This window comes from Actinoplanes sp. NPDC049802 (genome assembly GCF_040656595.1).
In the GTDB taxonomy this organism is placed as follows: Bacteria; Actinomycetota; Actinomycetes; order Mycobacteriales; family Micromonosporaceae; genus Actinoplanes.
Window position 1 is genome coordinate 90,828 of record NZ_JBFAMR010000018.1, and the last position, 22,083, is coordinate 112,910.

The following is a 22,083-nucleotide window of genomic DNA, read 5'->3' on the forward strand; positions in this document are numbered from 1 at the left end:
GGCGCGGCTCTCGGCCGCTTCACGGGCCTCTCACCGGCTGGATGGTGCACGGCTCCATCCGTGTCGGTCGAGGGCCGCGAGAAGGGCGTTTCCGGGAGGATGGCAGGCCGTTGAGGCGGCGATGCGCTTGGGCCGGGAAGAGCAGCGGAGCCACGAGTGTGATCCTCTGCATGAAGTTGATGGCCCCTAACCCCTCAGCAGACGGTCCAGTGCTGTTTCGCCCATGCCGATGACTTCAGGGACCACGTCCCCTGGTTCCCGCGAGGCCGCTATGTCCGAAATGCTGAAGAAGCGATCGAAGTTGCACTCCCCTGTCAAAGACCACGCCGCGCGTTGGCTGCTCGACACGATCTGCGACAAAATCGCGATCGCGCTGCCCGGCCCGTCCGAAGGCGAGTCCAAGGCCGACTACTACGCGCGAGTCATCCACGAAGGCCACTACATCGGCCCCGAACACCAGAAGACCGCCGCGATGGACAACGGCGGGTCCTGGTACTCCGGCACCGATCTTGCCGCCGAAGCGTGGCCCAACGACTCGCCCGGCACCGCCCGCAATCGCGTCAGCAAGTACACCGGCCAGATGATGGGCATGCCCAACGAGTCGGAGAAGGCGAACTTCCCGGCCGCGCTGTGGTGCGTGGCCTCCGGCGCTTACCAGAACAAGCGCGGCGACCTCCGCAACCGTTCAAACGTCTACAAGGTGCCCATCGAGGTCACCCTCAGCGTCCTCATGCCGGTACCCAGCAGCGCCGTCGAGGCCGCGCGGATCGGCTGGGACATCAACACCGCTTGGGCCGCCGCGGAGCCGAAACTCGTGAAGGAGTACATCAAGAAGAGCATCGAGGGCGAGGTAAAGAAGGCCGCCGCGGGCTACAGGAAGCACACCGGCATGCTCGCCAACACTGCCGTCAAGACCCAGTCGCGGGCCAAGTGGAGCGCCTACCACGCCGGCGACGCGGGCCAAGCAGAAGCGCAAGCGTTTGTGAAGGAGTACATCACGCACCACCGCGCCCGGCAGGAAGCCGAGATGGCCGACGCCTACGCCAACGAGCCGTGGTGGAAACCCGAGCATGCTCTCAACGCCCAGCCCGCCGCCGGCCCCCTTGACATCCGGCCCGCCGACACGGCTCCGGCTGTGGATGACGCCGCGACGGCAGAACTCGCCGCCGCTAAGGCTGCCGTCGAGGCCGAGCGCCCCGCGCCGATCATCACTCGTGAGCAACCGCCTGCGAACCGGGTTGAGGTGACTACCGGGCCCGTGTTCATTCCCGGCCTGCCGCACGGCCTGCCCGGCGCCCTCGGCGACACCGAACTGGAGTTCGAGCGCACCGCTCGCCTCAGGACATTCCTCGGCACCGAACCCCGCGCCGAGGACGCCCGGAAATACGCTTTCGCGATCACCCGTGGAGCCGGCCGCGACCTGCACGAGAACGACCGGGATGTCCTGGCCTCGGACATCGCCGCGATGCTGCCGCTGTCCACCGACGCCGACTGGGAGCAATGGGTCGTACAGGTGTGGGACGTGCAGATGATCCTCGACACGATGGCCGGCAATCCGCTCGACGACACCCAGACCGCGATCGCCACCCAGGCCGCTACGGAACTTCGCCGCCGCGCGGCCGGCCAACCCCGCCCCAACCTGGCCCCGCCCATCACACGAGAGGTGACGAACGCGATCGCCGCGTATGCCGCCAACGGCACCTTCGCCGGGGAGCAGGCCATCGCGACGATCACTGAGCACGTCTTGGCTCAAGGCACCGCCGACGTCGCCGTGCCCGTGCTCAACGCCCTGACCTCACAGCATCACATCGACGTCGCTGCCATGCTCGCCGCCGAAGGCCGGTACACCGCTTCCGGGAGCACCGAGTGGATCGCGACGCTGATCGCGACGGTCGCGGGCGGCTTCGTGGACCACGGTCGGCTCACCGGCACCGGGATGCCTAAGAACGCCCACTTGTGCTGGGAGGCCATCCGCGTCAACGTTGGCCGGGCCACCGCGGCACTGCCGATCGCCGCCTGATCAGCCGCCGGTACCGAGCCGGGCCCAACACCGCGCGGGGGCGGTCCGGCCCTCATCTGCCGCCGGTTCCATCGATTACGTTCGGCGGCTCCGGTGGTTCCGTACCGGCGGCCCAAGCACCGCCGTTGGTACCGAACCGGTCCGCCTCACCCGGCGAGGCGGACCGGTTCACCCGCTGGTTCCGTCGCGCAAAGGCCGGCCGTTTCCTCGGAACCTCGGACCAACCCCGATGGTCCCGGCCAGCGCTGGCTCAGGTATTGGCCGCGGGCCACGCCGGACCACATCGACCGCAGGGAGCGCCCGGACCTCCTCAGTTGCCCCAGGGACCAAGTCCGTGACCTGCGAGAACATAGGCAGGCCGCATGGTCCCCCGGACCGGTCCCGGACCGCGATGGGTTCATCGGTCCAACCCTTCGGCCACATGGTTCCGGGCGGTGCCGGCTGAGCCATTGGCCCGTTGGCCCATGGGCCCCTGCAACTGCACGGACCGGGCCATCAGCAGGGCCGGCCTGTCATGCCCGAGACACGGAACAGCCCCGGCACCGGGAGGCCGCCGGGCTGTCTGTGCGACGGGTTCAGGCCGCATCGCCTGCCGTCTCCTTCTTCGGCGGCGGTGTGTACTTGGTGCTGTGTGCTGGCGTGTACAGATGTGTACGGACCTGCACGGTGCCACCCTCACCGGTATTGATAGCGGTGGCGTTGATGTCCGCCGTGATCGCCTTGATCTTCTTCGCGATGGCCTCCGAGCTGGTGTAGTAGAGGACTTTCACGAAACGGTCATCATTGGCGAAGGCGGTCAATATCTCGCGAATACGACGATCATCCTTCATGGACAATTCAACTTCGAGCGCGATGAGGCTGCCGTCCTCATCGCGCCGGATGACCGAGTCCGGGGTGTGTGTTCGACCGCCGGGTAGGCCGACCCAGGGCCCTACCGTTCCCGGCTTGGGCGGGACGGCAGGGCCAGATTCCCGCCGCCTTTGCCGCTTCTCCCACTCCCGCTGCTGGGCCTGCAAGTCGGTGCGCCACAGGTACACCTCTCGCGCGATCGCCCGCTCGCTGGTGATCGCACCCCAGCCCGCCAAGGTGCCTCGGACCCCGCAGACCTCAGCGACCGCCAGGTCGTGCGCGATCCGGGAGAGTTGCGGTGTCGTCGTGGCGTACGGGGACTCGATCCGCGCCTGCCCCTTGCGGGTCAGGTAGAAGACGCGATACCAGCCGGCGACGACGTCTGCCCCCTCGATCAACCCAAGACCGCCAGGGCCGGTTCCGAGCCGCTTGAGCCGGTAGTAGACCGCCTGCATGGTGGTGTCGCGAAGCGCCGCGATCAGTGGCACGCTCGCCAGCCGCCACTCGTCGAGCCAGTGCAGGAGGACGAGATCATCAGGGGACAGCGTGAACTTCGGGGCCGGGGCCTTGGGCTTGGTCATCGCGGAGAACTCCTTGACGTCGAATGCTTTTCCCTGAGGTCATCGGCGTCCACCCTCAGCAATCTGTAGCGCAGGACCCTTGGTCAGCCGTTGGTTGCCCGTTGCTCAGCCGTTTGTCCGCCACCAACGGTTCGCATCAGCCGTCTTCGACAGCGTTTTCCCAGTTCAGGGCCCTGCTGAGGGTTACCGGCGGCGACCCGTCCAACGTGCCCCCTGAATCTCGGCATCGGCCCTAAAGTCCCGCGGTTGCGGGTGTCGATGCAGGTAGAGCACCCCCCGACTGCATGCCGCTCATGCATGGACGGGAAGATGCAGCCCGCAGTCCCCCGGCTGTCCAAGGAGCACCAGGTGTCCCAGAAGTCCGCTGGCCCATTCCAGCCTCTGCGCCGTCCGAGCCGCGCCGATGCCGTGTTCGAGGTGGTCGCCGTCATCGGCACTCTCGCCGTCTCCGCGGCTGCCGCCGCCGCGAGTTTCCACGGCTTACGACACGTGGGCGAGACGATGGCGCACCTCCCACCCAATCTAAGTTGGACTGTCCCGGCCGCGTTCGACGGATTATCCGCGGTCGCCAGCATGGTGACGCTCGTCATGACCCGCACCGGCGGCCCGACCTTCTACCCCTGGTGTGTGGTCATCGGGTCAGCGGTGGTGAGTTCGGCAGCGAATGCGCTGTCCGCGCCGGGCGCCAACGTGTTCGGGCAGACCATCCTCGCTGCCCTCCCTTTGGCATTGGCACTGGCGCTGCACCTGCTCCTGGTCCTCGTCGAGACCCGACTGCACCGGGCCGACCGGACAGCCAGCACACCGGCACATCAGATGACCGTGCCGGCACCGGTGAGCGTCCGGCCGAAGCCGGTCCCTGAACCAAGGTTGCTGCCCACGCAGCGGCCGGTCATCCCGGCACCAGTCAAGGAGACGGCACCGATCGAGGACGAGCCCGACGGTGCCGAGCCGGGGACGACCGCCGACAAGTCATCCGAGGCCGTCCCGGTCGACGACGAACCCCAGCCGGACGAGGAACCCGGAGACGTCGAGTCGAAGTCCGCCGGGGACGCGATAACTGAGATCCTCGCTGGTCCACAGCCCCAGAACACCGCGGAGCCGACCGCGCCGGCCCTCGACCTTGCCGCCCTGGCTCACCAGGCGATCCAAGACCTGGCCGACCAGGGCCGCCTCACCGGCCGCGAAGACGAGTGGAGGTCCGTACTCGAACACCAGCCGCTGCTGGCCGGGTACCGGCGGCCCCGGAGGCAGATCAGTGGCCGGATAGCCACCTGGCGCAAGGCGCAGGGCCTCAACGCCTGACCGTTCAAGAGCCGAGGTCATCGTGCCGATAAAAACGGTGGGACACCTCCTGGAGGTAGAAGGTCGGCAGCACGGGGTCTCCTGCTGCACCGCGAGGGCCTTGGACAAGCGCTCGCACGGAAGCCCCACCCAGCTGACGAAAGCCGGGTGGGGCTTCCTCTCGTTACGGCACCAGATTCAGACGGATGGGCAGGCGGCGAGGTCGTCGCCCTGAGGCCGAGGCACCAGCAGGTCAAGAGCCCGAGGCAGTCCGTAGCCCTGATGAGGAGCGCGGTAGCCCACCGGGCGGACGGTCAGCGATGCGACGTCTGGCTGGCGACGGGGTTCGACGTCCGGTCGCCTGGGATCGGCGGTGGAAGCGAAGCGAGCGACAGAGGGTCGGGCTGCGGCGTCGTGCGGTGTCGGGGCGGCTTGGTGCGGCGGCGAGGAGGCTGCCCCTACGGTCCATAAGACGGCCAGACCAGGTCGGACTCTGTACGACGTCGAACCCACTGATAGGGCGACGATGTGCGCCGCGACCTGGTTGCCGGCGTGAACCGGACGGCATTCCGACGGCGTGCCTGCTGGCCACCGTCCACCGATGTGACCGGCTTGGGGCTCACCGAGGTCCCGGCGCCCATCGGCGACTTCCCGTTCCGATCCGGGCCACGGGATGCCCTGCGTGCCTCTCACTTCTCTCGCCAGGGGTGTATAGGCATCGCTGACGACCGCCGATACAGAAGGCAGAGATGGTCCATCATCCCCGCCCGAACTAAGTCCAGGGAGTCCTCGGTGCCGCGCAAGAAGAAGCCCCTCGAACCGATTCCCGACTCTGAGGATGCACGGAGGACGAAGGTCGCCATCCATACTCTGCTGGCCGAGATCATCCGCCTCGCCACCGGCACCGGCGACTTGGATGTCGAACTCAGCGCCGCGGATCGAAGGCGGGTCCTCACCTGGCTGTCGGGACATTTGACGTTCTCGTCGAACAGCCACCGGTTCGCCGCGAAGGAGCCATTTGTCGAGACGGTGGCCCGCCACCGCTACCACGCCGTCGCCGCCGGCCTGCGCCTCGGTCTCACGATTGAGCAGGTTGCGGCGGAGGCTGGTGTGAGCCCGTCGGGCATCAGTCAGATCACCATCAGGCACCAGGAGCACTTCGACAGCGACCCGGTACGTCGCCAGATCGCCAAGCAGCGCCGTCTCGACGCCGCACGCCGCGCTGCCGACCGCAAGAAGGCAGACACCAGCAAACAGCAGGGCGCCTCCCATCAGAGCACCACCGACCCGCGCATCGCCGAGGCTCCCGAGGGCGGCGATCGGGTCGTCGGTGTCGGCGACTGGCCTGACGATGTCGCAGACGCCGCGGCTTGATCTCGTCCGGAGCGGTACCGGCCGGGAACGCTGGCCGGTACCGCTTGGCTGTCTGGTGATCCGGCTACCCGGTCACCACGCTGATGTACGCCCGGACGAAGGAGTCTCGGACGGTCGTACTGTGCAGGTCCGGACTACCGTCCCAGGAATCTCGGTCGGCTGCGAACCCCTGTGCTTGTCGGTCACGAGGCGGTCTCGGCGTACCCGGCGGCCTGCAGAGTGAACAACTGTTCATACAAGCCGCCGGCGGCCATCAGTTCTTGATGCGTGCCGGCGGCGAGGAGCACGCCCTTGTCGAGGACGAAGATCCGGTTGGCGTGGGTGATGTTCGCGAGCCGGTGAGTGATCAGGATCGTGGTTTGCGTCCCTTGCCGGTTCTTGAGTGCCTGGAAGAGGGCATCTTCGGCGCGGGGGTCGAGCGCGGACGACGGCTCGTCCATGATGAGCAGAGGCGCGTCTCGGAGGAAAGCGCGTGCCGCGGTGACCCGCTGCCACTGCCCTCCGGACAGGTCCTGGCCTTCCTTGAAGGTGCGGTCGAGCAGGGTGTCGTATCCGTTCGGGAGTTCGCTGATCATGTCGTGGGCAGCGGCTTGAATGGCAGCGGCTTCGATGCGGTTCTGGTCAAGGGTCGCGTCGATGTCGCCCATCGCGATGTTCGTGGCCGCGCTGAATGGCCACTTGTGATGATCTTGTAGGGCGACCGCAATCTGCGCTCGCAGGCCGTCTCGGTGCCACGCGGAGTACGACTGTCCGTTCCAGGTGACCGTGCCGGAGGTCGGTTCACGGAGGCCGGCGATGATCGCGGCGAGAGTGGACTTACCGGAGCCGTTCTCGCCGACCAAGGCGATCGTTTCCCCGGCGCGGATGGTCAGGGTCACGTCGTTGACTGCTGGCCGGTCCCGGTCGGGGTATCGGAAGGTGACGCCGCGGACGGTGAGGGCGCGCAGTTCATCGGGGTGGGGCCGGGTGTCGCCGTCGTCGAGCGCCGCCGGGCGGTATTCGTTGGAGGCGGCGAGGAACCTGACGTACTCGTTGAAGAACTGGCCGGAGGCGTACACGCGGTCGACCTGGAAGGTGACCAGAGCCAGGGCACGCTGGGCGGCCTGCACCGCGATCACGCAGGTCGCTGCCGCCGCGAGGGGGATCTTGCCGCTGACCAGTAGCAGACCGAGCAGGGTGTAGACGCCAGCCAGGGCGATACCGCCGATCACCGCGCCGACGCTGGTGGTCGTGGTGACCCGTTGAGCGACGGTGAGTTCTTCGCGGATCTGGGCACCCATCACCTGGTCGTAGAGGCGCAGCAGGAAGCCGCGCAGCCCGTAGGAGCGCAGTTCGGCGGCTGAGGTGCGGTCGGCCATCAGGCGTTGCAGCACCCATTGCCGGCGGCGTCGGGTGGAGCTCGCCAGGTAGCTCTGGAATTTGACGTGCCCTGCCCGCAGCGCGGCGTAGCCGGTCGGGAGGGTCGCGACCAGCAGCGCCAGCAGTAGCAGCGGGTGGATGGTGATGATGGCGATGGTGACGGCGAGCAGGCTGACCAGGCCGGCGAGCAGGTTCATCGTGTTCTGGACCAGTTCGATCGCGGCTTCGGTGCCGCGGGTCGCGCGTTCCATGCCTTCGGCGAATGAGTCGTCGTCGAAGGCGCGCAGTTCGACGGCGGTGGTCTGCTCGAATAGTTCCCGTTCGACGGCCAGGTGCACCCGTGGGGTCAGGCCGTTGAGGGCGTACCCGGTGGCCATGGTGAACAGGCCGCGGACTCCGGTGGCCGCCGCCAGCAGGAGGAGCGCGGGGAGCGCGGCGCGGACCCGGTCCGGGGTGGGGCCGCCGGCGAACAGTTCGATCAGTACCCGTTGGGTGGCGAGTAGGCCGAACGCGGCCATCGCGCCGGAGCCCACGGTGGTGATTGCGACCAGGGTGGTGCGTAGCCGGTCCGCGCGCCAGGCGACGCGGATCGCTTTGCGGATCAGGCCGGGAGCCTCGGTGAAGACGCCGATGATGCCGGTGTCGGCGCGGGCCCGGACGCCGGTCTCCCACCAGCTCGGCCGGAACTCGGGCAGCACCAGCGGCGCGGCTGGTGAGGTGCCGGGTTGTTCGGGGATCGGGGTGTTCGCGCGGCGGTTGTCGGTGGTGGCACTCACCAGGTTGGTCCTTCCGGCCGAACGATCTGGGACAGCGGCGTGCGTGGGGTGGTGGGTTGTCGGCGGGTCACGTCATAGGGGTAGCGGGATGGGCCGGGCCAGGGTTGCCGGGCGCGCGGGAGTGTCCGCCGGTTCGGGCATCCGGTTCGCCCGGCGGCGGGAACCGGCGAAACTACAGCGGGTCGCCCGGCCGTGGACGACGGGGCTGACGCGAGCGTGGTGCTGCCGGGACGTTCGGCGAGCACGATGAGGCAGCACGGCCCGGAACCGTCCGGCGTCTCGATTTCGATCGCGGTGCGTACGTGCAGGCCGGCGGCCTGGGCGGCTGCTATCCAGCCCGTCGGGGTTGCGGTCCAGCGGGTGACGGGGACTCGGGTGCCGTCGGCGAGCAGCAGGTGGGAGTGGCCGGCGTCGAGCCAGCGTGGGTGCGCGACGCTGAAGGCGAGCAGCCCTCCGGGACGTAGGGCGTCGGTGATGACCGGCAGGAGCTGTTCGGGTGGGCAGTGTCCGATCGCCCCGAAGATCGACACGCAGATGTCGAATGCTGTGGGCTGCTCGGCCAGGAGGGTACGGGCGTCGCCGCAGAGCAGGCTCATTGTTTGTTGTCCCCAGCGCACGGCGGCGCGTTCGAGTTGGGCCGGGGACAGGTCGATGCCGGTGCAGTGCCCGCCGGCGGCGGCAAGGGCGGCGAGGTTGTCGGCGCTGCCGCAGCCGACTTCGACGACCGTGCGCCCGGACACGTCGCCGAGCAGGTCGATGCCGGGCCCGTGGCCGGGATATTGGGTCCATTCCAACCGGCCCGGCCGTGAGGGCCGGTCGGCGGGGAGCAGAAGGGTGGCTTGCCGGTCCCAGGCGGCCCGGTTCAAGACGGCGGAGCGGTCCATGGTCAATCACCGGTGCCGTCGAGGCCCGACCGGACGCCGCCGAACTGCCGGGCCAGGGCGACCAGCGTTCTGCTGGTCTCCTTCAGGTCGGTGGCGGCGGTGCCCATCACCGCGAGGTTGTCGGCGGCTTCTTCGGGGTGATCGGTGATCCACCGGTCGATGGCTCCGGCGAGGTGGCCGGCCAGTTCGGAGGCACCGGTGCACACTGCCCGGAAATGGCCGGCGGAGGTCGCCCACTGGGACGGGTGGGGTTCGTAGCCGGGGCCAGCTGTGTCGAGTTGGTAGTTGGCGTGCTTGAGCGTGGTGCTGATGCCGTCGGGGGCGTCGCGGACGGTGGCGACGGTTCCACCGCCGCTGCTGGTGTGGGACACCTGGTCTCCCTGGATGCAGGGGTGGCCACGCGGAGTGCGACGTGCGGCTGGACGCCGCGTGGCCACCGGTTCATGCGGTCAGGTCAGCGGGGCCAGGGTCTGCTCGATCCAGGGCAGCCTCATGTCGGCCAGCTCGCGGCGCATCGCTTCGACGTCGGTGCCGAAGGGCACGATGCAGCCACCGGACTGGTTGGGTGCGCCCTGGCAGGCGTGAACCAGCCTGCCGCCGAGAGCCGCGTGCGCGAGGATGCTCTCGCGCCGCCGTGACTCGTTGAACCAGGTGCCGTGATATAGCTCGTCGAGCACTTCAGCGGTCGCCTTGTCCAGATCGTAGACGACCCGGGCGGCGGCGCACAGCATCCAGGCGGGTGACACGTTGCTGATGTGGCCGTCGAGTTCGACCCGGTTGAGGGCCATCAGCGTGGCGCACTCGCGCAGCATCAGCAGGGTGCCGTCGGGCACGAAGTCCAAGCCCGGATCCTGAAGGTGTTCGTCGCGGTACATGTGGGCGTACACCTGGTGGGCGGTGGAGAGCACCTCGGCCGGGTCGCGGGTCGGCCGGGCGTTGGCCCGCACGAAGTCCAGGACGAGCTGCTCGATGGTCAGGTCTTCGCTTTCCGCCGCCGGCAGCAGCTCGTCGTGGACGCGCTGCCAGTCGCAGATCAGCCAGGACGGGTTCTCGTACCGGAAGAAAAACGTGTCCGGGTCGATCGTCAGGATGGTGCCATCGATGGTGATCCCGGGGATGCGTTCCCAGGTCTTGGTGAACGGCACGGGCAGGATGACGGTGATGCGGTCGGCGGTTGCTACCGGCATCGGACAACTCCTTCGTCAGCGTCGGATGGTGCAGCGGTGCCATCCCGACGGCCACACCTGTGGACGGCCGCAGGCGCGGCACGGTCATGGCCGGTACGGGGAACTGGGCTGGCCGGCGGCCCGAGGAGTGCGACGGTTGTGCTTGCCGCTGAGGGCCGCCTGGTGTTGAGGTGCCTGCCGCCTGCGCTGGGCGGAGGCGAGGCCCTGTTCGCGGGGCTCGCTTGCGGTGCGGATCCGTGACACGAGCATCACACTCGGAAGCGATCGATGAATATGAACGGGCGTGGCACTCCTGTGGCACTTGCGCCGCACTGAGGACACACGGCGTGGTGCTATGACTACGGGAGGGGGCGCTGTGACGACGGTGGACCAGTGGACCGGATTGCACACCCGGGCTCTGCGCCGGGCGATGCGCATGAGCGTCCGCGCCTTCGCCGCGCATCTCGGCATCGCCGTGCGAACGATCTCCAAGTGGGAGCAGCACGGTGCCGGGATCTCACCGCGGCCGGACATGCAGGCGGTCCTCGACACCACCCTGCAGCGCTGCGACCCTGCCACCCGGCTCCGGTTCGAGATGACCTGCCCACCGGCACCCGATCCGGTCTCGCCAGACGGTCCGGTGCCGGGGTCCAGCGACCACGAGTCGTGGAGTGACGACCTCGACCGGGCCGCCGGCGCGCTCAACGCCCAGAACTTCTCGTTCGCCGCACACCTTCTCGACCGCTGGCTGGGCCGCTTCGACCCGCACACCCTCGACCAGCGCGGCCTGCACCTGTACGCCCGGGGCACCACGCTGCGCGGCGACCTGCTGCGCGATCAGGGCATCATCGCCGGGCCGCTGTCCGCCGGCCACACCTACACCCGGGCCCAGTCGCTCTACCAGCAACTGCACGCCACCCGCCGGGCCGCACAACTGGATCTGTCGCTCGCGGTCATCGACGAGATGTCCGGCCGCCTCGACACCGCCGTCCGCCGCTATCAACTCCTCGCCGACGACCAGCGCCTGGACCACCGCGACCGCACCCGGGCGCTGCTATGGGTCGGCACCACGCTAGACAAGCAGGGCGACCACGACCAGGCCAGCCGGATCATGACGGCCGCCGGCCAGACCTTCGACGACCTCACCGAGCCCGAGGACTGGTCGGTCACCCAGCAGAAGATCGCACTCGCCCACCGCGGCGCCGGCCGGCTCGACGTCGCGTTGCAGCACATCGAACTGGCCCGGTCCAGTTCCACCACCCCCTCACCGCTGCAACGCGTACGCCTGGACACCGCCTACGGCCACATCCTGCTCAGCGACACGGCCACCCGGAACGAGGGATTTGCCATCTTGGATCAGACCGCTGCGACCGCCACCACGTACGGTATGAACCACCAGGCCCGCAGCATCGAAACGATCCGCCGGCAGCCGACCGTCCACCGCACTCAGGCGAGCAGGGAGAACCCGCGTGAGCGAGCACCACCAGCCCCTCAGCGACGACCACTGGCGTGCCGCGCACCTGCTCTGGGACTACCACCAACTCGGTCACCCCCTACGGCAGTGCGACGTCGCGATCGGTCTGGGCAGCCACGATCCGGGCGTGCCGGTCTACACCGCCGAGCTGTACCACGAAGGCTGGTTCCCGCTGGTCGTCTTCACCGGTGCCGTCAACCCGACGCACCCCGACCGGTTCCCCCGCGGTGAAGCCGTCCACTTCCGTGAACAAGCCCTGGCACTCGGCGTCCCCGACAGCGCGATCCTGACCGAGCCGAACGCGACCAACACGGGCGCGAACTTCGCCCTGTCGCGCCAGGTTCTCGCCGACGCCGGCATCCACCCGCGCACCGTCATGGTGATCGCGATGCCGTACATGCAGCGCCGTGCCTACGCCACCTGCCGGAAACTGTGGCCGGAGGTCGAGATCACCTGCGCCTCGCAGCCGTTGGAGTTCGACGACTACCTCAAGACCATCGGCGACGACCGGATGGTCGTCGACATGCTCGTCGGTGACCTGCAGCGCGTCATCGAGTACCCGCGCCACGGGTTCGCCGTCGACCAGCACGTACCCGAGGACGTCCAACATGCCTACCACCGGCTCATCGATGACGGATTCACCAGGAGGCTTCTCGCCCCCTGACCTCAACCTTGGTGAACGGGTCTGCGCCATCCACCAGCCCAACTTTTTCCCGCGGCTGAGCACCCTCACCAAACTGTTCCTCGCCGATCACTGGGTCGTCCTCGACGACGTTCAGTTCACCCGCCGCGACTACCAGCACCGCGCCCGCGTCGCACCGCTCGACTACCCGCCCCGGCCGCGATGGCTGTCCCTCGCCGTGCACCTACCCGACGGCCGCGCCACCCGCATCAGCGACGCGGCCGTCGTCGATCCAGTCAAGTGCCGTCGCCGCGTCGCGATGATGCTGCGCGAGCGCTACCGGGCCAGCCCTCACTGGTCGGGCCTGTCGGAGGTCATCGACACCGTGCTCGCGGCCATGCAGACCACCGACCGGCTCTCGGTGATCGCCGAGGCGTCAACGCTCGGGCTGCTGCGCATGCTCGGCTGGCCCGGAACGGTGACCCGCAGCAGCGACACCGACTGCCGAACCGATCGGTCCCAGCGGCTCGTCGATCTGGCCCTCGCCACCCAGGCAACGACCTATCTTTGCGGCCGAGGCGGGATGACGTACCTCGAACCGGCCGGATTCCAGGCCGCCGGTGTCGATGTCCTGCCTCTTCGGTTGCCAACGTCGGAGCCGTGGGACAGCGGATACCGCCTGAGCGCCGCGCACGCGCTGATGTCGCACGGGCCGCACGCCGTGGTCGACCTGATGACCGGTGTCGGACGCACACTGGCGTAGGCAGGCCACCGGCTCCCCGGGGATGCGGTGAAACGGCCGATCGACAGGCTGGCTCTCCATCTGGTCCAGGCCGACCACCCCAAACCGCCGACAGGCAGTGCTGGCGTCCGTAGATCGGGAGCGGTCAGCGCCACCGGGCTCGCGGCAACTCGGGCAAACCACAGAGACACGCACGCTGCGACGCCCGGGTTCGCAGCGTCGGATCCTCAGCCGCTTCGACCGCTGCGCGGAGCCCTGCCAAAGCACCGCGGCGGTCGGCGATCCGGGCTATACGGGGATGAAGAACCAGATGCGCCCGCATGACTAGTTCCGCAGCGCAGTCATCGGCGACCTGTTCGTCGGCGACGATACGAGCAAGATCATCGAGCAGCGCGGCGATCAGGACGGCAGCCTCCGCAGGTCGAGCATGACGCAGGCCATTGACCCTGCGGACGGTGCGGGAGAGCGAGAGCGTTGTTGTCATGGCAGCGGCATCGGCAGCCGCCCGGCCGACGATGACCAGGTTCGCCTGATCGTTTCGACGCACCTGGTCGGCACGGCGCCGTCGCGGCTCAGTCTGCCTATGCAGAGCCTGGCCAGCCGGCCCGGCGGCGCCGGATGGCTCGGGATTCACGACACTCGATCTACTGTCGAAGATCTTGCCGCGATCACCTGGGCCCGCCCCGCGGCGCCGCCAGCCGGCGATATACCGGTAGCCGGGGCGGCAACGACACGAAGGGGTGAGTGCCGTACCGAGGCGGGACGGGTTGCCGACGCACCGGAATTCGGGTGCTAGATTCCGGGCTGCAGGTCGGTCTGGTGGAGGGCCGGTTGCTTGTCGTTCCTCTGGCCCGGTACCAGCGGCGGCGCTGTGAAGGTGTGGCGCACCTATCCACCACTTCCGCACGCTCTGATCTGATCTGATGGTTCTCGTGTGACAGCGCCGACCGGGCGGCCCGAAAGGTCACGCATGGTCAACCGTGGATCAGTCACTCGTTTCCGCGCCGACCGGACCGGGGAGGACCCGGTGACGGCACGGCAGGGTGTCCACAGACGTGGACTCGGCCTCGACGAGTGCACACCAGCCCAGCACCGCTTCCGCACCCTGCTCGGGTTGCACCTGTTCAACGGCGGAGAGAAGAGCGCGCTGCCGTACCCGTCGATGGTGCACGTGCTCACGAACTACACGCTGCTGATGTCCCCTCGATACGACAACCTGGTCGTCATCACCGACGCCCCCGCCAACGTGGTCGGGTACCTCGTCCCCATCGGGCAGGCCAGACGTCCCGGCCCCTCGTCATCAATCCCGGGGCTCCGGGTAGACCAGGTCACCGGCGCCCGCCACACCGACGGCCCGGACTACCACCTCATCCACCTGCCGACCGGTGCTCGCATGATCGTCACCCAACAGCGACGCACCCACTTCGACAACAGGGCTTCCAACGGGACGCGTTGCCCTTCCGGGTACGAATGGTGGACCAGCAACGTCCCCGTCAGCGCCGAAGAACAGGACCAGCTCCTGGACCTCGTCACACCTCCAGCTGGCATCGCCGCGATCGTCAACGCGCTCGTGGTCCGCATGCGCGCTCGCGACCCGCACCACCGATGGGCGATGGGCAACTGGTGGAACGATCCGCTCCGACGCGCGGAGCGGCCATGCGATTGCCTTCGGTCGAGCCGGCGTCTGATGCCCGGCGGGCGTCACTGGCTGCTGGAATGGTGCGGTTACCCGTTCGCCGCAGATATCGCCGCCATGCTCACCGAACCGCGCTTCGGCCTGCCGGACGTGGCGGTCCATCCGGGTGACCGCCACTTCACGATCACACTCGGCGACGACGCCTTGCGCATCCAGAACCGACACTCCGATTGATCTAGGTCCCATGGCTGCCGCCTCCGGAGTCGCCGACAGTCCAGCGTTCCGGAGGCGGCACGGTCACAATGACGGTCCCGCCAGCGTGGCCAAGCCGATGCAAGGGCAGTAGGGTCGGCGACCCCCTGCCCTGCGGTCTGCGACCCGCAGAGCGGATCACGGAACATGCTGATCGCCTTGATGAACGCGGTTGCTCCCGTGGACGTGCGTACCCGGTCCGCCGTGCCGTTGGAAAAACCGCCGGGCTGGGAGACCGCGGTGTCCACCGGCGCTCCGAGGATGTCCTCCACGCCCACCCGGACACGTCCGGGGAGTTCGTCCCACCGCATGCGCCGTCCGGAGTTTGTTGTCACTGCAACTTCCTTGCCGTGATGGGTGGAGAGGATGGCTTTACGGCGGGGTGATGACTTCTTCGCCTTCTCCGTCGGGTCGACGGTGTGCGACGACGTCACCGCCAGGGCTTAAGTGACACCACCGCCCCCGCGAGGTACGGGTAGGCGTCCTCAATCAGGATGTTGCCGTCGGGATTCGCTGGTGTACCGCCTGCCCCCGTACGGGAGCAGGCCGGAGAACCGCTACTGGTCGAGCTGGTTCCAGTACCTCTGCCAGCGCATGGCATCGAACGAGGCGTCGAGGATGTCGTTGCGGTGGACTGCCACGCCAGAGCGTTCCCGCGCGGCGGCCAGTGCCGCCGTGGGATCGGCGACCAGGTACTGCGACCCTGCGGTGAGGTCCTCGAAGATGCGTCCGGATCGCTCGGCAGCGGCGACGGCAACGAGCTGCTCCAGCTGGGTGAGCGAGACCACCGCCGTCGGGAACGGCATCGACCCGAGATCCTGGCCGAACATGGTGTGGTTGGCCAGGTACAAGGGCTCCGGGACGACGATCAGGCCGCGGACGGCTCGGCCGTCTGTCGGCAGGGCGGCGAAGGCCGCGTGCCTGTTGTGCCATAGGTTGTACGTCTTGACGAGCTGGTCCTTGGCCTTGCCGATGTCGCGGCGCAGCCGCTCGGCGTAGCTGACCGGGTCGAGCCGCTGGTCCATTGCCGGGCGAAGGCTTTTTACCTCGACGAGGACGACCTGGTCCGGGTAGACGACGAACCCGTCCACGCTGGACTTCTCTTGCTTCTTCTCGCGGTACATGATCTCGCCGTGGACATCGGCGCCCGCCTCGTTGAGCTGCATGAGCTGCTCGACGGTGTACGCCTCGTTCACGTATCCGAGTTCGATGGTGAACTGGGTGCCGTACCGGTTCTGGCCGGCGTAGTAGAGGGCGGCCATGGAGAACCGGCCGGTGACGAAAGTCGGCAGCGGGGCCAGGCCCGTGCCGTCCGGCAGGATGATGAACGGGCTGTCGATGAGGGGATTGAAGTCGTGCTGGCGCAGCTCCGGTCGTGCGTGCCGGCCACTTCGGGCGGCTCGGCGCACCGCCGCAAGCGGCGCGCTGAGACGGGTGTCGTACACCTTGAGGATCTGCTCCTTGGGTACCCCTTCGCAGATTTTCGTGAAGTTCGGCTGGTCAAACCAGGATCGGTGGAAAGAGCCGTTGTTGCTCATCACGGCAGCGAGGAAGAACGGTGCCAGGTCGGTGTACGTGTCGATGTCGGCGCCGAGGAGTTCTTCTATCGCCGCGTCGCTCAAGACTTGGTACTTCGGTCGCGGGAAGGGCCGCTTCAGCATCGGGCGCATCCGCGCGGTGTCGCCGAAGATCGGCTGCTGGTAGGGAAACTGCTGGTAGCTGCTGCGCAGCATGTAGCCAGCAAGAGCATCATGCCCCACACTCTCCTGACTACCGAGCAGGAGCGGGTCCTGCAGGCTAATGACCATCTCGTCCAGCCGGCGCAGTACCGAGGACGTCGGTCGCTCGCCTCCAGGTGCGTGAAGCCCACCCGCCAGGGCCTCGCGGGCCACGAGGCTGATGGCCCACGGCTTGATCAGGTCGCGTTCATCGACGAGCTGAAGCGGGTGACGGCGCCATTGCCTGATCGATGCCTGGGCGAGCAGGCGGAGCAGATCCATCTCCTTGTACCGGCGGACCGCCCGGACGAACTCGTCATACCGCACGCCGGTGGACCGGTCGGAGACGAACGGCAGCGCTGAGCGCTGCACGGGGAACGGACGCCGCACCCGGTTACGCGAAGAAGGCATAGCGGGCATTGTGCACGGACCCTCCGACAATTATGAGCGAATTCCCTCTCATCACGTCCGTGCCGAAGTGGCGAACATCTGGCGCCGAAACCTGGCGAACGAAGCCACCGGACAGGCCGTCCGTGCCGCCGCCGGGTCGAGAGGAACCGGCGACGACGCGAACCCGCCGTCGCGGTACCGCAACAACCTGCGGTACCGCGACGCTCAGTGAACCGGGAACGCAACGGCCTACCGGTGCGCCCTGCGACGCTGCACCGTCATCCGTTGTGCCTCAACCGCAGCCGGGCCCCGTCCAACATGATGTCGGTGTACGCGCCGTAGCCGCCCAGCATCGATGTAGCGCCGGGGATGCCGGCGACCGGATCGGTCAGGGCGGCAGCGATGTGGTGTGGCTCTGGGCTGCGCGTCCACCGCAACTCGCACTGATCGCCGGTGCCGTCGAGCTGGGAGACCGACGTCGACCAGTGCCAGAGGGTCCACTTGCCGCCCGGGTCGTTGGCGTTGACCCGGACCATCAGCCCCGCGAGCAGCCGTTGCATCGGCACTGAGAACGAGTCGGCGATGGCGATGGCTGCCTGTTCGGAGGCGCTCAAGGGCACGTCGGGAGTTGGCCCCCACCCGCGGGGCGCCCCGCGGCGGGCAGCCACGGCTTCCGCTGACGGGAAGAGCGGCCGGTGGGTGATCACCAGCCGGGCGCCGGTCGGGACGTGCACCAGATGATGCGTGCGGTACGGGACGATCGCCGCGACGCGTAAGCCGGCCACTCCGAACTCGCCGTCGCGGTCCGGCACTAGCCTTCCCGTGAGGTTCTCGATGGCGTTGGGCCTGATCACAACGAGTTGGTCATGGCGCGGCGACATCGCAACGGTGTAGGTCAGAAATGCTGCAGCGCTACCCGAGCCGAACGGCTCCGGCATGTTGCTGGTGTTGAACACGTGCAGGGCGAGCAGCGCCCGGAATCGGCGTTGAGCCTCCGAACAATCGTCGAAACCGAGGCGTCCGTCGCGGCCGATTCCTGCGCGGCTCGCGCTCGCCGGCTCGTCGGTGATGGCGGCGCGCTGTGCACCCAGGCGGTGCTGTACGGAATTGGGCATGCGTGATCCTCCGGCGTCCGGGGCCGCGGTTCGGTCACATTCCTGTTCAGGCGACTTGATGGTGTGGTGGTGCTGCGAGCGGAGTGGGTGCACTACACCCTCGGCGTGACGTTGACAGGTCCCCGGGTCCCCGTTTGCCAAACGCGCTTCAGCCCTCCGCGAGCCGAGTCGGCTTCAACGAGCTGACGACCCGGACAATACCGATTCCCTGGCGTACTGACGGGCGAGCCGGGACAGTGGCTCGCTCTCGCACCTGATCGAGTGACCGCACCGACACGACAGGGCTTGCCGTCGTTCCCATACGGCCTGCCTACCCACCAGAGCCAGGAACCTGACTATGTCGACCCGGGCACCCGTTCACAGTCGTCTGCCTCGACTCGAAGTGCGCGGCTCAGCGGGAAAGGCCCCATAGTGACCTCGAACGTCGTTACGCTCGGTACGTGACCACTGACGGTGACCGCTCGCTCAACGTTGACGTCGACGATCTCACCGCGGACTACGACGCCGAGCGACCGGTGACCGCGCCGGCATGGTCGGTGCGGTTCGCCGACTTCCTGCTACGACGACTGGCCGCTCAAATTCGCCACGGCGCAGTGACGCAGGAGAAGTTGATGGAAGCCATCGCGGAGCACGCCACGACGGCGGGCCTGCCCTCGCACATCGAGGCCCCGAGCCCGAGCAACGCCGACGGTCTGGCGGATCTACTCATCGCGGCAGCGACCCCGCTACACGAGGGGCTCCGGTCCACGCCCTGATGCCGGACGAGGATGCTGCTGCCAACCGCTGAGGCGGAGCGGCTCACCGTCACGCCAGGCGGCAACGCCGGCAGCCGTGGACGGATACGTGCTGGCGGGCAGTCGATCCGCGGGGAACCAGGCGATCTGGGCGCACTTGTGCGGCTCGGCATTGACCGGCTCACCGTGGAGTGCGGGCTCGTACTCGACGGCGAAGACTAGACCGATCCGGCCCTGGCCCGCCACGCTGCGATGATGCACCGTTGCGGCCAGTCGGACCTCTTCGACGGTCAGGCGGATTCCGACCTCTTCGGCGGTCTCACGGACGACCGCCGTGACCACGTCCTCGCCGATTTCCAGTTTTCCGCTGGGCAGGACCCAGCACCCGTCGGCATACCCCGTGCCGTCCCGGAGCCCCAGCAGCACCCGGTCGCCATCAGCGAGCAGGAGCAGCACATCGACCGGGTGAGTAGGAACCGTCACGGTGCCCGACCGTAGTGGGCCGGGCACCGGACGGTCCACCGCGCCGCGCATTCCAACACCCGTTCGAGTCGGGGTTCTGCCGTCTGGATCACGTCGGTGTCAAAAACCTGGCGATGGTAGGACGGGCACCGGCGAGTACGCCGTGCTCGCGCCCGAATTGCTGCATTGCCTTGTCAAACGTCTGCTGGCGACGCAGCAGGCCAGCGACGGCGGGTGTGTCTCCTGCACCGCGGTACCTGGCCACCGTCCGTCCGGTTATTGCTGCGGCGGTGAGCGCAGGAAGCACGGACCCGGCCACGTTGATCGGATCCGGCTCCCAGGTGATCTCGCGGTGCCCGAGTCGCATGCTGTCGGCCAGTCCCCACGGCATCCCGTGCACGACCGCTGAGAGCATCGCGTACACCTTGGGCATGTCCGGGAAGGCTTCCTCGACCAGATCCGATGACCTGGTGACCAGTGGAAACTCAGGGCCGTCGGCACGTACCCGAATGCCCTTGATCCGGTTGCCGGTCCTGTTCGGAACCATCTCGATCTTCGCCTGGCGTACCAGGGCGAAGAGTCGATCCCGTTCTGCCTGGACTCCTGGTCCCGGCGTCGGCATGTACGGGTTACCCGGAATTCCGGCAGCGCCATTGGCCGCAGCGTCGGCGTCCGCAAGCAGGAACGCCACGCCACGCCCTAGTCGGATGGGGAAGGGCTGCCCGTCAGCGAACAGGTGCGCCACGAGGGCTGCGGCCTCCAGCGCCGACCGGGCCAGGCTTGCGTGCGCGTACAGCGGCACCGCGTCGTCAGGTCGCGCAAGCAGCACTCCGAGCCACCGCACCTGATCGGCGACGGACACCGCCAGGCTCAGGCCGGCGACCACTGCCTGACTTCCCAGGCTGTGCCGGTCGTCGCTACGCACCGAAGCCAGCAGCGCCCGGTGGTCCTGGGTCGCCGGCGCACCCGGCGGCGCGGTCCTCTGCACCACGATGCTGAGCAGGTCCTGCAGTTCGTCGGCCTGCTCCCGGCAGTAGCGGCCCGCCTGGGTAAGGAAGTCCAAGGCGGCATCACTTCGGGTCACAACGGCCTCATCTCGAACAGCGCGGCAGACCCGATTATGGTGCCCGCCTCGCTGCCACCAGCGCATCTCGAATTGCGGAGGGCCATCACCTTGTCGATCATGGTTCTGGATCACGCTTGGGTCGACGAACCGTGGGCCGCAACGGCTGTGCACACCTGTGGACATGCCGGCGACGGCATCGCCCTTGCTGAGGAACTCGTCGCATCACTGGCATCCCTGGTGACGCGAGTCAGGAGTTCTGCTGTCCAATCAACGTCATGACACACCCACTGCCGGTTCACCTCGGACCCGACCTTCCGCGCTGGACACCACGGACCGCTACGGACGTCGAGCGGGCGATCGCCGACGGTCTCCTGCGGGAAACTCACTGGCTCGATGTGAAGTTGGAGATCAGCGCCGGCAGCGGTGCCAACAAGGAGACCGCGCGCGACATGGCCTCGTTCGCCATCGACGGCGGTGGCATCCTCGTCGGAATCCGCGAGGACAAGCAGGCGGGGACTATGACCGTCGAGCCGGTCGACCTGCGCGGCCTGCCGGAGCGGATCGACGAGATCGCCCGGTCCCGCTGTGACCGCCCGCTGTACGTACGCTGCCACCCCATCCCCGTCGACGCCGCCGACCCTCACCACGGGCTCCTGCTGATCGAGATCCCGCCCAGCGCGATGGCCCCGCACATGGTCGACGGCCGCTACTACGGCCGGGGCGACACGACCAAGCGCACCTTGACCGACCCGGAAGTCGAACGGCTCCAAGCGGCACGCTCGATGCGGCACCTCGGCGCCGGGCAAATCATCGCCCGCGAGATCGCCCGTGACCCGGTACCCCCGGCCCATCGCGAGCGGGGCCACCTCTACGTGGTGGCTCAGCCACTGGCCACGCCGCGGGACTGGCTGACCGAACAGATCGAGGAGCGGGAGGTCAGTTCCCTTCTGCGCAGCACTGTCAACGGGATCACCAATGAGTTCAGCCCCGGGCTGCGGCATGCCAGCAACGAGTCACACCGCGCGGAAGGCGTCGCCTTCTCCTCGTACGGTCTGACTGCCCGGCAACTCACCGTCTCACCGCACCAGGACCGGAACCGGGAGGCCGGCACGGTGGACATTGAAGTAGGTGACGACGGCCGGATCGCGATCTTCTGCGGCCGGGCCACCGACTTTCCCCGCGGCGGCGACCAGCAATTCATTCTCGACATGGGCATCGCGCACCATGTGCGAGGGGCCGTCAATATCGCCGCCAACCTCGGGTTCACCTTCGGCTACGGCGGGCGCTGGCTGCTGGCAGTGGGCGTCACAGGACTCCAAGGCCGCTACTCCACGGCCGCCATGGAGGCACTTGGGTCGGTCGGCACCCAACCGTTCACCACGGACCAGTACCAGGAGTCCACCGAGGCGGTCACGGCCGAACTTCGCGACAGGCCAGGAACTGTCACTCACCGGCTGGTACGCCGCCTCCTCCGCGGTCTCGGTGTCACCGCCGACCGGTACGCCGACCTGCTCAAGGATTGACCGTCTGGCGAGTCCTTGCTCGCGCAGCCAGCCACGCCGACGATCGCCCGGACACG

Annotated in this window: 19 protein-coding genes; 9 read left to right on the forward strand and 10 right to left on the reverse strand. The window is 68.1% G+C overall.

Annotated elements, in window-relative coordinates; all coding sequences use genetic code 11:
• Positions 1–271 precede the first annotated feature (271 nt).
• Positions 272–2,020 (forward strand): hypothetical protein, encoded by a 1,749-nt coding sequence (locus tag AB0I88_RS15465; protein WP_361023626.1) that lies wholly within the window; start codon positions 272–274, stop codon positions 2,018–2,020.
• A 575-nt stretch (positions 2,021–2,595) separates the two neighbouring features.
• Here the strand turns inward: AB0I88_RS15465 and AB0I88_RS15470 are convergent.
• Complete coding sequence (locus tag AB0I88_RS15470; RefSeq protein WP_361023628.1) at positions 2,596–3,450, reverse strand: hypothetical protein; 855 nt, start codon at positions 3,448–3,450, stop codon at positions 2,596–2,598.
• Positions 3,451–3,759: 309 nt separating this feature from the next.
• Here AB0I88_RS15470 and AB0I88_RS15475 point away from each other — a divergent pair, with 309 nt between their 5' ends.
• Positions 3,760–4,755, forward strand: coding sequence for a DUF2637 domain-containing protein (locus AB0I88_RS15475; protein WP_361023631.1), 996 nt, complete (start codon positions 3,760–3,762; stop codon positions 4,753–4,755).
• Between the two features lie 771 nt (positions 4,756–5,526).
• Entirely contained in the window at positions 5,527–6,108 is a 582-nt protein-coding gene (locus tag AB0I88_RS15480; RefSeq protein ID WP_361023634.1) for a helix-turn-helix transcriptional regulator, read from the forward strand.
• Between the two features lie 182 nt (positions 6,109–6,290).
• Here the strand turns inward: AB0I88_RS15480 and AB0I88_RS15485 are convergent, their stop codons facing one another.
• The 4 genes from AB0I88_RS15485 to AB0I88_RS15500 form a co-directional block, all read right to left on the reverse strand.
• Positions 6,291–8,165, reverse strand: a complete 1,875-nt coding sequence (locus tag AB0I88_RS15485; protein WP_361023709.1) for an ABC transporter ATP-binding protein — start codon at positions 8,163–8,165, stop codon at positions 6,291–6,293.
• A gap of 74 nt (positions 8,166–8,239) precedes the next feature.
• Positions 8,240–9,127 carry a class I SAM-dependent methyltransferase gene (locus AB0I88_RS15490; RefSeq protein WP_361023637.1) on the reverse strand — a complete coding sequence of 296 codons (888 nt, stop codon included), beginning with the start codon at positions 9,125–9,127 and terminating at the stop codon, positions 8,240–8,242.
• A gap of 2 nt (positions 9,128–9,129) precedes the next feature.
• On the reverse strand, positions 9,130–9,498 hold the full coding sequence (locus AB0I88_RS15495) for a hypothetical protein (protein WP_361023640.1): 369 nt from the start codon (positions 9,496–9,498) through the stop codon (positions 9,130–9,132).
• 78 nt (positions 9,499–9,576) lie between these two features.
• Positions 9,577–10,314: a hypothetical protein gene (locus AB0I88_RS15500; RefSeq protein WP_361023643.1), complete on the reverse strand. Its 738-nt coding sequence runs from the start codon at positions 10,312–10,314 to the stop codon at positions 9,577–9,579.
• A 355-nt stretch (positions 10,315–10,669) separates the two neighbouring features.
• Between AB0I88_RS15500 and AB0I88_RS15505 the strand changes: the two genes are divergently transcribed.
• From AB0I88_RS15505 to AB0I88_RS15515, 3 genes are read left to right on the forward strand one after another with little or no spacing between them, the layout of a single operon-like run.
• Positions 10,670–11,998: a helix-turn-helix transcriptional regulator gene (locus AB0I88_RS15505; protein ID WP_361023646.1), complete on the forward strand. Its 1,329-nt coding sequence runs from the start codon at positions 10,670–10,672 to the stop codon at positions 11,996–11,998.
• A complete protein-coding gene (locus AB0I88_RS15510; RefSeq protein WP_361023649.1) occupies positions 11,895–12,431 on the forward strand; it encodes a YdcF family protein in 537 nt (178 codons plus the stop codon). The genes AB0I88_RS15505 and AB0I88_RS15510 overlap by 104 nt, the downstream gene beginning before the upstream one ends.
• Complete coding sequence (locus tag AB0I88_RS15515) at positions 12,397–13,152, forward strand: WbqC family protein (protein ID WP_361023652.1); 756 nt, start codon at positions 12,397–12,399, stop codon at positions 13,150–13,152. The genes AB0I88_RS15510 and AB0I88_RS15515 overlap by 35 nt, the downstream gene beginning before the upstream one ends.
• A gap of 124 nt (positions 13,153–13,276) precedes the next feature.
• Here AB0I88_RS15515 and AB0I88_RS15520 read toward each other — a convergent pair whose 3' ends face one another.
• Entirely contained in the window at positions 13,277–13,678 is a 402-nt protein-coding gene (locus AB0I88_RS15520; protein ID WP_361023655.1) for a hypothetical protein, read from the reverse strand.
• Between the two features lie 567 nt (positions 13,679–14,245).
• Between AB0I88_RS15520 and AB0I88_RS15525 the strand changes: the two genes are divergently transcribed.
• Entirely contained in the window at positions 14,246–15,001 is a 756-nt protein-coding gene (locus AB0I88_RS15525) for a hypothetical protein (protein WP_361023658.1), read from the forward strand.
• A 575-nt stretch (positions 15,002–15,576) separates the two neighbouring features.
• On the opposite strand, the gene AB0I88_RS15530 is transcribed toward AB0I88_RS15525, so the two are convergent.
• Together AB0I88_RS15530 and AB0I88_RS15535 are read right to left on the reverse strand one after the other, a co-directional pair.
• Positions 15,577–17,019: a hypothetical protein gene (locus tag AB0I88_RS15530; protein WP_361023661.1), complete on the reverse strand. Its 1,443-nt coding sequence runs from the start codon at positions 17,017–17,019 to the stop codon at positions 15,577–15,579.
• Between the two features lie 386 nt (positions 17,020–17,405).
• Positions 17,406–18,335, reverse strand: coding sequence for a hypothetical protein (locus AB0I88_RS15535; RefSeq protein ID WP_361023664.1), 930 nt, complete (start codon positions 18,333–18,335; stop codon positions 17,406–17,408).
• A gap of 347 nt (positions 18,336–18,682) precedes the next feature.
• Between AB0I88_RS15535 and AB0I88_RS15540 the strand changes: the two genes are divergently transcribed.
• Positions 18,683–18,997, forward strand: coding sequence for a hypothetical protein (locus AB0I88_RS15540; RefSeq protein WP_361023667.1), 315 nt, complete (start codon positions 18,683–18,685; stop codon positions 18,995–18,997).
• Here the strand turns inward: AB0I88_RS15540 and AB0I88_RS15545 are convergent.
• Together AB0I88_RS15545 and AB0I88_RS15550 are read right to left on the reverse strand one after the other, a co-directional pair.
• Complete coding sequence (locus AB0I88_RS15545) at positions 18,968–19,459, reverse strand: NUDIX domain-containing protein (RefSeq protein ID WP_361023669.1); 492 nt, start codon at positions 19,457–19,459, stop codon at positions 18,968–18,970. The two genes, AB0I88_RS15540 and AB0I88_RS15545, sit on opposite strands and share 30 nt — an antisense overlap.
• Before the next feature lie 88 nt (positions 19,460–19,547).
• Positions 19,548–20,501, reverse strand: coding sequence for a hypothetical protein (locus tag AB0I88_RS15550; protein WP_361023672.1), 954 nt, complete (start codon positions 20,499–20,501; stop codon positions 19,548–19,550).
• A gap of 278 nt (positions 20,502–20,779) precedes the next feature.
• Here AB0I88_RS15550 and AB0I88_RS15555 point away from each other — a divergent pair, with 278 nt between their 5' ends.
• Positions 20,780–22,027 carry an ATP-binding protein gene (locus AB0I88_RS15555; RefSeq protein ID WP_361023674.1) on the forward strand — a complete coding sequence of 416 codons (1,248 nt, stop codon included), beginning with the start codon at positions 20,780–20,782 and terminating at the stop codon, positions 22,025–22,027.
• Positions 22,028–22,083: the final 56 nt, after the last annotated feature.